This is a genomic window from Microbacterium sp. NPDC056234 (genome assembly GCF_042267585.1).
GTDB lineage: Bacteria > Actinomycetota > Actinomycetes > Actinomycetales > Microbacteriaceae > Microbacterium.
On sequence record NZ_JBHJTE010000008.1, the window covers coordinates 50,517 to 62,192 of the forward strand.

The 11,676-nt window shown below is 64.8% G+C and carries 14 protein-coding genes and 2 pseudogenes; 8 read left to right on the forward strand and 8 right to left on the reverse strand.

The genetic code is table 11. The features are described from left to right. Window positions 1–65 precede the first annotated feature (65 nt). Entirely contained in the window at window positions 66–1,430 is a 1,365-nt protein-coding gene (locus tag ACFCYE_RS17610; RefSeq protein WP_376180821.1) for an MFS transporter, read from the reverse strand. 89 nt (window positions 1,431–1,519) lie between these two features. On the opposite strand from ACFCYE_RS17610, the gene ACFCYE_RS17615 reads away from it, so the two are divergent. The 5 genes and pseudogenes from ACFCYE_RS17615 to ACFCYE_RS17635 form a co-directional block, all read left to right on the forward strand. Further along, window positions 1,520–1,888 carry a winged helix-turn-helix transcriptional regulator gene (locus ACFCYE_RS17615; RefSeq protein ID WP_376180822.1) on the forward strand — a complete coding sequence of 123 codons (369 nt, stop codon included), beginning with the start codon at window positions 1,520–1,522 and terminating at the stop codon, window positions 1,886–1,888. Window positions 1,889–2,130: 242 nt separating this feature from the next. Beyond that, complete coding sequence (locus ACFCYE_RS17620; RefSeq protein ID WP_376180823.1) at window positions 2,131–2,796, forward strand: RNA polymerase sigma factor; 666 nt, start codon at window positions 2,131–2,133, stop codon at window positions 2,794–2,796. Window positions 2,797–2,980: 184 nt separating this feature from the next. Then, window positions 2,981–3,904: a hypothetical protein gene (locus ACFCYE_RS17625; RefSeq protein ID WP_376180824.1), complete on the forward strand. Its 924-nt coding sequence runs from the start codon at window positions 2,981–2,983 to the stop codon at window positions 3,902–3,904. A 764-nt stretch (window positions 3,905–4,668) separates the two neighbouring features. Then, the gene (locus tag ACFCYE_RS17630; protein WP_376180826.1) at window positions 4,669–5,091 is read left to right on the forward strand and encodes a cytidine deaminase; all 423 of its coding nucleotides are present in this window, start codon (window positions 4,669–4,671) and stop codon (window positions 5,089–5,091) included. Window positions 5,092–5,247: 156 nt separating this feature from the next. Then, window positions 5,248–5,355 (forward strand): annotated as a pseudogene (locus ACFCYE_RS17635) (helix-turn-helix domain-containing protein); the annotation flags it as partial. A gap of 70 nt (window positions 5,356–5,425) precedes the next feature. On the opposite strand, the gene ACFCYE_RS17640 reads toward ACFCYE_RS17635, so the two are convergent. From ACFCYE_RS17640 to ACFCYE_RS17655, 4 genes are all read right to left on the reverse strand, one after another. Continuing rightward, window positions 5,426–6,034: a GIY-YIG nuclease family protein gene (locus ACFCYE_RS17640; protein WP_376180828.1), complete on the reverse strand. Its 609-nt coding sequence runs from the start codon at window positions 6,032–6,034 to the stop codon at window positions 5,426–5,428. A 268-nt stretch (window positions 6,035–6,302) separates the two neighbouring features. Next, complete coding sequence (locus ACFCYE_RS17645; RefSeq protein WP_376180830.1) at window positions 6,303–6,899, reverse strand: RNA polymerase sigma factor; 597 nt, start codon at window positions 6,897–6,899, stop codon at window positions 6,303–6,305. After that, window positions 6,896–7,507, reverse strand: coding sequence for a hypothetical protein (locus tag ACFCYE_RS17650; RefSeq protein WP_376180832.1), 612 nt, complete (start codon window positions 7,505–7,507; stop codon window positions 6,896–6,898). The genes ACFCYE_RS17645 and ACFCYE_RS17650 overlap by 4 nt, the downstream gene beginning before the upstream one ends. 113 nt (window positions 7,508–7,620) lie before the next feature. Further along, window positions 7,621–8,136, reverse strand: a complete 516-nt coding sequence (locus ACFCYE_RS17655) for a hypothetical protein (protein WP_376180833.1) — start codon at window positions 8,134–8,136, stop codon at window positions 7,621–7,623. Between the two features lie 385 nt (window positions 8,137–8,521). Between ACFCYE_RS17655 and ACFCYE_RS17660 the strand changes: the two genes are divergently transcribed. Continuing rightward, entirely contained in the window at window positions 8,522–8,650 is a 129-nt protein-coding gene (locus ACFCYE_RS17660) for a hypothetical protein (RefSeq protein ID WP_376180835.1), read from the forward strand. A 27-nt stretch (window positions 8,651–8,677) separates the two neighbouring features. Beyond that, a pseudogene (locus tag ACFCYE_RS17665) lies at window positions 8,678–8,944 on the forward strand (GNAT family N-acetyltransferase); the annotation flags it as partial. Window positions 8,945–9,081: 137 nt separating this feature from the next. Here ACFCYE_RS17665 and ACFCYE_RS17670 read toward each other — a convergent pair. Both ACFCYE_RS17670 and ACFCYE_RS17675 read right to left on the reverse strand, forming a co-directional pair. Then, the gene (locus ACFCYE_RS17670) at window positions 9,082–9,456 is read right to left on the reverse strand and encodes a hypothetical protein (protein ID WP_376180836.1); all 375 of its coding nucleotides are present in this window, start codon (window positions 9,454–9,456) and stop codon (window positions 9,082–9,084) included. A 221-nt stretch (window positions 9,457–9,677) separates the two neighbouring features. After that, complete coding sequence (locus ACFCYE_RS17675; RefSeq protein ID WP_376180838.1) at window positions 9,678–10,406, reverse strand: GIY-YIG nuclease family protein; 729 nt, start codon at window positions 10,404–10,406, stop codon at window positions 9,678–9,680. Window positions 10,407–10,599: 193 nt separating this feature from the next. On the opposite strand from ACFCYE_RS17675, the gene ACFCYE_RS17680 reads away from it, so the two are divergent. After that, entirely contained in the window at window positions 10,600–10,854 is a 255-nt protein-coding gene (locus tag ACFCYE_RS17680) for a helix-turn-helix domain-containing protein (RefSeq protein WP_376180839.1), read from the forward strand. Window positions 10,855–10,871: 17 nt separating this feature from the next. On the opposite strand, the gene ACFCYE_RS17685 is transcribed toward ACFCYE_RS17680, so the two are convergent. Then, the gene (locus ACFCYE_RS17685) at window positions 10,872–11,552 is read right to left on the reverse strand and encodes a hypothetical protein (protein ID WP_376180840.1); all 681 of its coding nucleotides are present in this window, start codon (window positions 11,550–11,552) and stop codon (window positions 10,872–10,874) included. Window positions 11,553–11,676 lie beyond the last annotated feature (124 nt).

An 11,676-nucleotide genomic window follows, 5' to 3' on the forward strand; every position in this document is an offset into this window, starting at 1 on the left:
CGATGAGGCCGTCGCACCGGTGGCAGGCTACTACTGAAGTGCGCGTGCGGGAGAGCCCCGCGGACCTAGGCGCTGTTTCGGCCCGCCCGGGCTCGGCCACGCCCGAGGTACGGGGCGGCGGCGGCCAGGAGCACGATGACCGCGCCGGTCGCGATGGCGGCGACAACTCCTCCGGGCTCCACGACTGCGGCGATCGTGCCGAGCACAGCGATGCCCAGGCCACCGCCGAGAGCGAAGCCAACCTCTTGGATCGCTCCGACCTGACCGGCATGGTCGACGGTGGTCACGTCGAAGAGGGTGGTCGCCGCGAGTGTTCCGGCAACTCCGAAGCCCAGGCCGATGAACGCCAGCGGCACGAGCACGGCGGCGGGGTTCAGAGCGAGCATGCCGAGTCCGACGGCCTGCAGCAGGAGCGCGAGCATCGTCGCGGTGCCCGAGCGCAGCCTTCGCAGCAGCACCGGCGCGAGCACCCCGCCTGCGACGATAGCGGCCGCTTGCGGGAGCAGCATGAGTCCGGCTTCGGCCGCGGTCATGCCGCTCGCATCTTGGAGGTGCAGGCTGATCAGCACTACGGATGCCGACGACGCGCCGCTGCTGATGAGGATCCGAGATATCGCAGTACTGAAGCCGGGCGCGGCGAACAGCCCCACGTCGATGAGCGGATCCGCGAGCCGCCGCTGCCTTGTCACGAAGAAGATCAGACCGATCACGGCGACGACGCCGACGGCGCCGGCGACGAGCGGCGATGCAAGCGCCTCATGCAGGGCGTACACGAGCGCGCCGAGCGCGACGATCGACATCACGATGCTGGGCACGTCCCACGCCTGCGAGCGGGCAGCCCGAGAATCCGGTACGAGCCACACGGTCAGGACCACAGCCAGCACGGCGAGCGGCACCGCGCCCAGCAGAAGCCATCGCCAACCCGGCCCGTCCGCGAGCAAGCCGCCGACGACGGGGCCGAGCGCGCTGCCGGCTCCGAAGGTCGCCGTCCACAGGCCGTACGCCAGCACGCGTTGCCTGGCCTGGTAGTGCGCACCGATCGTGGCGACCACGCCCGCGATGACGAAGGCCTCGGCCGTGCCGAGGAGTGCCCGCACGATGATCAGCACGAGACCGCTCGTGGCGACACCCCCGATCGCGTTGAGCACCGCGAAGCCGGCCAGACCGATGAGGACGATGCGCTTGCGTCCGAACGCATCGCCGATCCGAGCTGCGAGGATCAGCGTTGCGGCGAGGGTGAGCGAATAGATATCGACGAGCCACAGCACTTCGGTGTCGCTGAAGTGCAGCTCGCTGCGGATCGCCGGCAGGGCCGTCGCGACGCTGCTGATCGCGAGTGCACCGATGAGGATGCCGAGAAGCAGGGGGAGCATCGCCCACCATCTGTGCAGCGAGGAGCGAGTGGGTGCGGGGGAGGTGTTGACGGTCACAACGTCAGTCTTTAGAGTACCTACGAGAACCACAAGTACTGACAACCTTGTCAGGTACTACCATTCTGGATACTGAGCGGAGCGTCACGATGCGTGAGAAGACCGAGCGGATCGTCAAGAGCTGGTCACCGGTCTGTGACGCCGAGGTCTCGATCGCCGTGATCGGCGGCGCTTGGAAGCCGACGATTCTGGCGATGCTCGAGGAGCACGGCATCCTCCGCTTCGGCGAACTCAGTCGGCTCCTTGAGGGCACGACCCCGCGCGTCCTCACGCGTCAGCTCCGCGAACTCGAGGAGGACGGCCTCGTCATCCGCACCGTGCATCGGCAGGTTCCCCCGAAAGTCGAGTACGAACTCAGCGACGTCGGACGGAGCACCGGCCCGCTCCTCGCAGAGCTGACCCGGTGGGGTCAGGCGTACGCTGCGCCTCATCGCACAGAGAAACTCGCACGAGGCTAGGCGCGAACCTCAGAATCGGAGACCTCCGGCGGATGACCTTATCGGTATTGCGGCATAGAGCATCGCCGGCCCCGGAGGCTTGATTGGCGTTCGGTCTTCGAGGCTCTGACCGATGCAAAGTGCTGCAGGTAGCAGACGCCCCAATGAGCGTTCGAGCGCACCTTCCCCGCCCGCCCGTGGGCGACTCTTGAGGGCGTGGAGGGGCCGGTGCTGTGAACTCGGCGCATCTGATCCTTGGATTCATGGAACCGTATGACCCCGAGAAGCGGATACCTATTGTGAGCAACGACAATGACATCATCCGCGACTCGATCGCATCGGCGGAGAGATTCTCCGAGATCTTCGAGCGACATATCGGCGCGGTCTCCGCGTACGTGGCCCGACGCGTGGGGCCTGCAGCGAGCGACGATATCGTGAGCGAGACGTTTCTGATCGCCTTCCGCAAACGCAAGCGCTTTGATCAGACGAAGCCCTCGGCGCTGCCGTGGTTGATGGGCATCGCAACGAACGTGCTGAGCCAGCACCGGCGGGCGCAAGCTCACCATTGGCGTGCCCTTCAGGCCTCCTTCGCTGAGATTGAGACGGTCGCCGCCGATGATCACGAGCGATCCACGGCTCAATTGGACGCCGCAGGAGAGATCGAGCGCCTCTATCCGCGAATCGCCGCATTGTCAGCAGGCGATCGGGACGTCTTGTTCCTGCATGCCTGGGGAGACCTCACGTATGAGGAGATTGCGGCAGGTCTTCGCATCCCTGTAGGCACGGTGCGGTCGAGACTGAGCCGCATCCGGGCCAAGCTCGCGGCATTACAGCCGCCGTCGCCGCCGCCGGAAGCATCGCACCGGCCTGTACCTGCGACCACGCACATCCGACTCACTGAACAGGAGATCATCCATGGACATTCTTGACATCGTGAGGGAGATGAAGCCCACCTATCCGGCCACCTCACAGGGGCCGCGGCGGGCACTCCATCAGGAGATCGCGCGCTCCCAGCGCCGCCGCCCAATCGGACGATTCGTCGGTGTCTCCGTCGCCGGCGCGGCGGTCGCGGCTGTGGCGATCACTGCATCCGCCGTCGTCCCGCCAGGAACCGTGGGCCAGCCGCAGGCCGCTTCGGCATCGACCTACCTCAATGAGACCGCCGCAGTCATGCGAGCCTCAGCCACCGGCCAGCCGACCGAGTTGACCATCGCGACGCAGCACCTGGGCATGGTCGGGGGACCGAACGAAAAGTTTCGTCCCTTCGGCGACTTCCAAACTGGCGCAACGGGGGCCGTCGTCACGGAGACAAGCTCCACCTACATCAGCGAATCCGACGGAACATACGTCTGGACGTCACAAACAGACCTTCACGCCGCGGAGATCTACGGCGACGAGTCGGCGGTTCGAGAGACGTGGAGCGCGTACTACGGCTCGGGATACCCCATCGGTGAGGAGCCCGCGACGAGAACCGAGACGTGGCCGGGCCAGGGAGACGACCCTCTCCCTGTCCCCACCACCGACTTCCCCACTGATCCCGCCGCCTTCCTCGCCGAGTGGGAGAGCGGAATGGAAGCGCAGATGATTGCGGAGAAGGCTGAGGTCGCGAACATGCCCATGGACGGCGAGCCGGAAACGAACGGTCTATACCGCAGCATCGAGCAGCATTTCGCGATACCGGCAGCAGAGTTCATGCTGGATCTGCTCAGCCATTCCGTTCCGCTCCATGTCGCAGCGCCGGAGTACCGGGCAACATTCCTCGAGGCGCTCGCTCTCGCCGACGGGATCACTGTCGAAGATGACGTGACATCGAACAAGGTTCTCGTATACGAGGCACCAGACGAACGATTCCGGCTGACGATCAATCCTGAAGCCGGAGCCATCGTGCAGATCGAGAGGTTCCTCCTCCGAGCGCTTCCAGAGCCCTGGAACAGACACACCGAGGACGACCCCCTCGTCGACGTCGGATCAGCCCCGTTTGTCCCGGAAGGAACCCCGTCCTCCAAGACGATCTTCACCTCGAGTCCGGTCGGGTAGCCGTCGAGGGCCGACCGCCGTGCCCCATCCGCACTCGCGAGTGGGGCACGGCGCCGTGTGACTAGGAGCCGTCGCGCGACGAGCTCGATGAGCGCGTGGGGTCACCCGGGGAGGCAAATGACAAAGGGAGCAACAGGAAGAAGAGCCGGCACCCGGGCCTGAGCCGGTGAGCCTCGAGGGAGCGTGAAAAGCGGAACAACTCGAACGCCCCCGAGAACACCTGGCCGGCAGCGACGATCACCGGGCGCACCATCGAGGTCTATTGGGTCGCTGACGCCGGCGACACGAAGCTCTCTACCGGGCGGGAACAGTCGAGGTCCCGCGGAGGGCGAGTCGTTCTCGTTCGACTCGGCGAACGACACGACCAGGACCGAGAACGCGATGCTCGCCTCCAGCGACCCGACGAAGACGTTCAGCTTCGAGAACGGCGAGCTCAGCTACGAGGTCACCGCGATGGGAACGACCATGACGGTGCGCCTCAGCCAGGAGTGAATCCAGCCCAGCGCGCACAGAGGCCCCCACCTGCAATACGCGAGTGTGGGCCTCTGTGTGCCTGCCCCTTGTCGTGTCAGAGATCGATTGGTCCGGGCGAGGGGACCACTGCGGCAATCCGCCGTCGAGGATCCGCTCGACCATGCCGACGGCACGGTCGGTGAGGGCGTCACATGGATAGAAGTCCTCGTAGAGGCCCTCAGCCTCCTCCAACTTGGTGCAAACGATCGTCTCGGGTGGATCGCTGAACCACCCATGTCTACGCTTGAGCGATGACGGAGAAAGCGGATCTCATCGAGCTGGCTCAGTCCAAGCTCAATCCACATCGCGTGGACGATCGCCTCTTCGGCGACGTCTCTGCTGCGCTCGAAACGACTACCGGCGCGATCCACGTAGGCGTGTGCATCGACACCGGTTCCGGGACTGGCTTCTGCGCCGAGCACGCCGCTATCGCGTCGATGGTCACCAGCGGTGAGTATGCAATCGCCCGCATCGTCGCCGTGTGGCGGGACGCAGAAGGGCGCTTGACTGTCCTCGCCCCTTGCGGACGTTGCCGCGAGTTCATCAGGCAGATAGATCAGGCCAACATCGAGACAACAGTCCTCCTCGGCCACGGCAGGACGGCGCGGCTCCACGATCTTCTTCCCGAATGGGAATGGCCAGAGCCGGAACAACCTGCCGAATCAGGGTTCTGAAGCAGGTTTGGGCAGGCACCCCGAGTGCCATCCTGCCGTCCCAGAACGATCGATTTCGGCGCAGCTCGTTGCCAGGCGCCTGTGGCTGCGCAGGGCCGTACCACCAGTCGATTCGGACGTGCACGGCGACGACGCCGATGAGGGCAAAACCGCGCTCGAGCAGTGCGGTTCACCACCCTCGCAGCACTCTGTGAAGTGCTCGAGTGCTCCGTCGGCGACATCTTCGAATACGCCGATGAAGATCAGCAGCCCGTCATGTCCTGACCCGCCGAACAATAGCCTCCCTGATGAAATGTTGGGGCGGCTCTGTCGTTGGCGCATTCAGCGATGGCGGTCAGGGGCGGGGCAACCAGCGTGCGGCCTCGGCGGCCATCTCGGCACGAGCAAGACTGAGGCGGGCGAGCCTGCCGGGGTTCTTGTCCAGGTTGATCGGCGGCTCGAAGTGCACGATGACCGCGGTCTCCACGTCGCCCAGTGGCACGAGCAGGCCAGTGGGCGCCGGCCAGACGGCCAGCGAGAGCCGCGCGTGCATCCATTCGTTCAGACGTGCGTCACCGCCCGCCGCGAGGGCGTAGTTGGCGAAGCGCTCCGGCTTGGCGAGGTTGCGGGGGACAGCATGAAGGTCGAGAGCATCTCGCAGGAGCGCCGCGAATGAGCGCCGCACAGTGGAGCCGCCTGTGCGGGGCGTCGAGTTCGGGTTCGTGGCGAAGTGCCCGTTGAGATCGCGTGAGACCAGGCTCTTCTCGGCCTTGCCGACGTACAGCGGCTGATCGGGCTGTGTCTCGAGCTGGAGGTCACACCAGGCTTCTGCGTCGCCGTAGATCGCGTACAGGCCCGGCCGGGACGGCACATGGTCTCGAGCCTCAGTGATCGACCAGCGATCGCCGGTGAGCGCGGCGGTGGCGGCCGAGGCGAGGTCCTGCACGGAAGGCTGAGTGGTCATGGTGGCGACTCTACTGAGAGGCACGGACCGGGGCGTTCGTCCTCGCGAAACAGTCGGCTGGTGAGATACGGCACTTACCTTGCCGGAAACGTACCAGGGAGCGTTTCGGTGGATTCGGTTTCGGCAGGGTGTTTCGGCAGCCCATTCGGCAGCGTGTCGGGGTGTCGCCACGCGGGATCTTCTTCCCTGCCGAAAACGATCGTTTACGGAGCGCTCAACTGGCACGACGCATTTGCGCGCGGTCGACGCGTAAGACAAGGGCTTGCCGCTATTGGGTGACGCCCGGCACCGCCGACGGCTGCGCGGACCGTTGCACCGGCGGAAGAGTCTCGTCGGCTTCCAGTGCGACCTCAAGGCGTCTGAGCGCACGCGCGTGGAGGGTGCGCGCGGTCGATTCGTTGACCGACAGGAGGCGGGCGGCATCAGCGATGCTGAAGTTGTCCCAATAGATGAGGATGAGAAGCTCTCTGGCACGATCGTTGAGCAGCGTCATCGCGCGACGAATGTCGCTCGCGCGCATCCTCGATTCGGCGGTGGCAGCTGCCGAACTGTGGTGTTTCGGAGCGTCGTGGAGGTAGTCACGCAGGGTTCTCGCGAGGTCGATCGCTTTCTTCCCGTTGCGCCGATGCTCACGGAGCACGTTGCGCGCGATGCCGAAGCACCACATTCTCGCGCCCTCATTGGTCGTGGGTACCCGGCCGCCCTTCTCCCAGAGCGCAAGGAAGACCTTCGCGAGCAGGTCGGCCGCGTCCTCGGGCGGGTTCACTCGGCGCATGAAGTAGCGAAGCAGGTCGTCAGCATTTGCATCAACGACGGCTTCGACCCAATCGCGAGTCTGCGGTGAGAGCAGAATGCGTCGAGTCATCGGAGCTGGCCTTTGCAATCCGTCGTGCTGGCCGACTGTTGTCCCTCACGCATCAACTCGTCCGGAATCTCGATCCAGATCAGCGTCGCCGCCTGCGAGAATGACGCTTTGTCGCGGAGTTGCTGAGTATCGACTTGCCAATCGTCGTTGGGGCCAGGGACAAACGGATTGGACATCGCCTCGTCGTAGATCCGCTGCCCGATACCCGTCCAATCGTGGTCGTTCACGAAGTCGGCCAGTCGCTCGTCAGCAGCCGTTCGATTTGAGGGATCGCCGAAGTAGATCCCATATCGACAGCTAATGTCTACCCCGGTCTCAGTCGTGTAGTTGATCGGAATCTCCGCGTCGACGGAAAACTGCGCGCCGTCCTCCGTGCCGAGCTGCAAGGGGATCAGAACTGCTGCGCCAGTCGCTGCCACGAGCGCAACGACACCAAGCGGGATGACACTCCGTCGGCGCTTCCACCACGGAACACGCGCGCTGCCCTTCGCGTTCGTCGCGGCCTCGGCGGCCGAAGCGATACGTCGAACGAGATGACCTACTTCCGCGTCGTCGCGATCCACAATGGGATCAGCGGAAGCAAGATCCGACTTCAACTGTTCGTTCATGGTGTGCTCCTCATCATCGTCCCGTACTAAGGACATGACCGGAACACTCAAACCGTCTCAAGTTCCCGCGCCTACTGCTCAAGCTCCACCAGCCGCGTAGGTGTCGCGCCGCGTTACCCGTCGAACACGGAAGGCTCTCGATACTGCGCACCGTAGCCGAGCGCGTCCACGAGCTTCGATGGGCACGCGAGTCGCTCGTCGCCGTAGTCATGGCTGCGATGGAAATCCTGAAGAGCGCCGGCTTCAAAAGAGACTTCGATCCGATAGCAGCTGTAGACCCTGCTCGGCGACGAATGCTCACCCACTCCCGATGCCACGAACACGTCTACGATGACGTCCTCATCGCGGGCGCCCTCGCGGAAGTTGTAGAAGACGGGTGTGCCCTCGTCGTCCGCGAAGTAGTCCGGGTCTTCTCTTCCGTCCCAATGATTCACCGCGGCAGACAGGCGATCGAGTAACTCGTCGGGCGTCGCCACGCTCATCGGGCTGGTCAGGACGTCGTAGATGGTCGTTTCTGCCGCGTCGACTTGTAGCCACATGGCGGAATCGACGGGGTCGGACGCTGTCGAACACGCTGTCACCGATGCGAGGACACCTGCCACAGCAATGGCCGCCGCCGCCCGCATCATGATTCTCACTGAGTCAGTATGGTCGAGCTCGCTGATCTGTCAATGCTGTGCGGGCTCCAAGTTGCTGTCACAACCCGCGAACGGGCCGGGTGCGCTCCGCGAGATCAGCCGAAAACTCTTGCCGGCTGGCGGTTATGACGCACGTTAGTGGCGGGCGTGCCAGCGCCTGGCATGGGCCCCGCCAGAAACGATCGTTTACGGCGACCTTCCGCTTCAGCACCCCTCGCGCCACTCACCCCGCATGTCACTATTGGGGATGACTTCTGGCCCGCTGTCCCTGCCAACGCTCGCTGGCGAGAAGGTTACGCTTCGGGCTTGGCGACGTTCGGATACTGCGGTCGTCGTAGAGGCCTCTCGTGACCCCCTTATTCCCAAACTGACCAGCGTGCCGACGACCACGGATGAGGCGGAAGTGTTGGCCTTCATCGAGCGACAGCATGAACGCCTTCGAGACCGGGCCGGCTACGCGTTCGCCATCGCCGATTCCGACGACAAAGCGATCGGGCACATTTGACTCTTCTTCGTCCCGGGCGCACCCGGCCGAGCGACCGCCGGCTACTGGATCGTCAATTCGCGTCGACGCCGGGGATTGGCGAAGGACGCCTTGACGACCCTGACGTCATGGGCACTCACACTCGAGGAACTCGATCGCCTCGAGCTGTACGTGGAGCCCTGGAACGAAGGCTCCTGGCGTGCGGCTGAACAGGCGGGATACGAGCGCGAGGGACTACTCCGAAGTTGGAAGCGGGTTGGTGGTCAACCTCGCGACATGTACATGTACTCGAGATTGACACGACAAGCCGCCTAGGAGCGGTCGCGACCGCCTTTCACACCCCGTCTGTGGCGAACGTTTCCGGCGACCAAGCGGGCCGCGGGGCCACTTCGCACCGAAGACGATCGTTTTCGGCAAGGTTGACTGCGATTCGAAGACGCCATTCAGTCGGGCTAGGCGCGTTTCCACTCCGGTAGCGGGTACTCGTTGAGGGGAGGCGGCGTAGCCAGCACCGCGATCAGCGCCCCCAGCACGAGGATCGTGCTCAGTCCCACGGCGATCCATACCGTGGCACGCCGGGCCCGCGTCGGGTGGCCGCCGCGCAGACCCACGAGCACGGCGGACAGCGATAGTACGAGCCAGACCACAAGCGCGATGACGCCCATCCCGATACCGATCGCCCGTTCGCTGTCGTCCGAATCGGAGTACTCGATGACCGTGAGGCCTGGGCCCGCCATGCTGAGGCCGGATGCGCCGAGCATGAGAATGCCAAAAAGTCCGATAAGCGTCGCTGCGGTGGCGAGGGCGACACTGCCGACGATCCGCACCGCCCCATACTGGCACGTGGCGGCGCGTCATCCCAACGGCCGTTTGCGGCGACCAGAACCCACGGCATGGTCCTGACCGCTTGGTTGGTGTCAACCGGTGTGGTCAACCCTCATGCTTCGGCGGTCGCGTGCTGGGATCGGCTGTCCTTTCCCGCGGTCCCCGGAGCCGCCGAGCGAGTATTCGCTGCCGACGTGGAATCGGGCGTGATGGTGCGCTCGAACTAATTCGCGTTGAGCCCATGCCGACGCGTGCCGAGCGCGCGCTTGTAGTGGCTTTCGGCCGCATTGATCACAGCCTCCGGGGTCGCCGGGTCGAACACTCGAAGCACGGAGAACTGGAACGTGGAGGGGTCAAGGCCCCTCAGGTCGCGGTTGCTGCCGTGCCCGTTCGCCGCGTACGCGCTCCAGCGCTGCCGGATGCTGTCCGCACCGTCGGCTTTGCCCACGTACTGGCGACCATCACTGGTGTCCGTGATCAGGTACACGCCCTTCACCGAACCCAGTGCGGTCCGCCACGATGCGTATCGCGGCTCGCGCATGACTGCTTGCAGGTCTGTGTGATCGAGGATCAGCTCGTCGAAGCCAGGGAAGGGGATGGGTTCGGCATCGGCGATGCCGGTGACGGGGTAGGTGCTGGCGGTGCGTGCTCTCATCCACCAGCTTCGCGGCGCCGTCCATCCGATCACGAGCCGGCCACGCAGGTCTGCCATGATCTCTGTCTGGGTGAGTTCGAAGATGCGCCGGACGCCGTCGTTGTCGACCTCGCCGTGATTCTCCAGCACCGACCACAGGCGCGCTTCGCTCCCGCCCTCCTTGGTGAAGACGAGCCAGTACCGAGGCGGAATAGCCGGGAAGCCTGCCACGCCCTGGTTCCGGGTGTAGGCGAAGATCTCCTCGTAGGTGGAGTTCGGCCGGATGCCGCGGGTGCCGGTGTCTTCGTGAACGTCCACGTGGGCATGGCGAATGACAATCGCGTCAGCCAGGTCGATGTCGGCGTCAACCAGCAGGGGAGCGAGAGTCAGCGGCATGAGGGCGTGACCTCGCAAGCGGGAGATGAAGTGGCGTGATGTCCGGGCATGCCCTGATGCTAGTTGCCGGGTGCGACGTTGCTCATCAGCGGGCGGGTACGAGTACCCTGGGTCCATGCCCCGCACTCCGTCCGCTGCCGCAGCTCAAATCGGCGCGCGCATCACCGCCTCGCGCACGGCGCGATCGATGACGGTCGACCAGCTGGCCGTCGCGAGCCGAATCGACTCGTCGAACATCCGCAGCTACGAGTCGGGACGCGCGATGATGAACGTGCACTCGCTCGTGCGCATCGCCGAGGCTCTGAACGTGGACCCGGGAGAGTTGCTCGACGGTGTGGTCTCGGACATGTTCGAGCGCGAGCGAGTCTGAGCTGAGTCTGAGCCGCTCTACGAGAACATCTGGCGCAGCACGTGCGGGTCTCCTGCGTCGAGGGCCTGCTGGACGGTGTCGATGACCGACCGGTCGAGGAACATCGCCGACATCTCGTCAGCCCAGATCGCACGCATGGTGTCGATGTCGTCCACGTCAGCTGCCCGGCCCATCGCCTCGAGCGCCGCCTGGTACGGGATCTGCTGGAAGCCAGCAGGCGCGTCATCAGGGTTGCAGTAGGGAAGCCAGTACACATCCGGGTCGGGGTTGAGCCTGAGCACTTGGTCGGGATGGATCGTCCGCGTGTGGTTCAGCTCCGCGAGCGACAATGCGTTCCAGATGCACAGCCGGTCGCCGATCGCGGTCATCGCGTCACCGGGCGCAACGGTGTACGACACGATGTTGCCCTCATCGTCGAGGTTCACTGTGCCTGCGGCGAGCTCGCGTGCGCCTCTGTCGACGAGGGTGCCGGTCACGCTTGCGTGCCCTTCGCCGATCGAGATTCGCGCGACGCCCTTGCATGCGTCGGGATCCTCGGGTGTGGCGCTCGGCTCGGGCACTTCACTCTTGACGGGCTTCTCTGTCGCCGTGGGCTCTGCTTGCGGTGTCTCCGGCGCGGTAGTGCAGCCGGCGAGGACGGAGACGGAGAGCGAGATACCAGCGAGTGCGGCAGAAGCCTTCACGGCACGATTCAGCATGGCTCCGATGCTAAACCGTCGCTGCGAGGCGTTCGATGCCGTTTCTGACCGGGAGGTCGCGAGGCGTGGTTTTTGAGACACCGAGATTGCGAAACGCTGCGTCAGTTGGGAGGTCGGTCGAGTC

Coding starts and splice junctions, on each gene's coding strand:
- ACFCYE_RS17650 (WP_376180832.1), bottom strand. CDS start 7,507: ATGAACGAACAGTTGAAGTCGGATCTTGCTTCCGCTGATCCCATTGTG.
- ACFCYE_RS17680 (WP_376180839.1), top strand. CDS start 10,600: ATGCCCCGCACTCCGTCCGCTGCCGCAGCTCAAATCGGCGCGCGCATC.
- ACFCYE_RS17655 (WP_376180833.1), bottom strand. CDS start 8,136: ATGATGCGGGCGGCGGCGGCCATTGCTGTGGCAGGTGTCCTCGCATCG.
- ACFCYE_RS17645 (WP_376180830.1), bottom strand. CDS start 6,899: ATGACTCGACGCATTCTGCTCTCACCGCAGACTCGCGATTGGGTCGAA.
- ACFCYE_RS17640 (WP_376180828.1), bottom strand. CDS start 6,034: ATGACCACTCAGCCTTCCGTGCAGGACCTCGCCTCGGCCGCCACCGCC.
- ACFCYE_RS17615 (WP_376180822.1), top strand. CDS start 1,520: ATGCGTGAGAAGACCGAGCGGATCGTCAAGAGCTGGTCACCGGTCTGT.
- ACFCYE_RS17630 (WP_376180826.1), top strand. CDS start 4,669: ATGACGGAGAAAGCGGATCTCATCGAGCTGGCTCAGTCCAAGCTCAAT.
- ACFCYE_RS17685 (WP_376180840.1), bottom strand. CDS start 11,552: ATGCTGAATCGTGCCGTGAAGGCTTCTGCCGCACTCGCTGGTATCTCG.
- ACFCYE_RS17620 (WP_376180823.1), top strand. CDS start 2,131: ATGGAACCGTATGACCCCGAGAAGCGGATACCTATTGTGAGCAACGAC.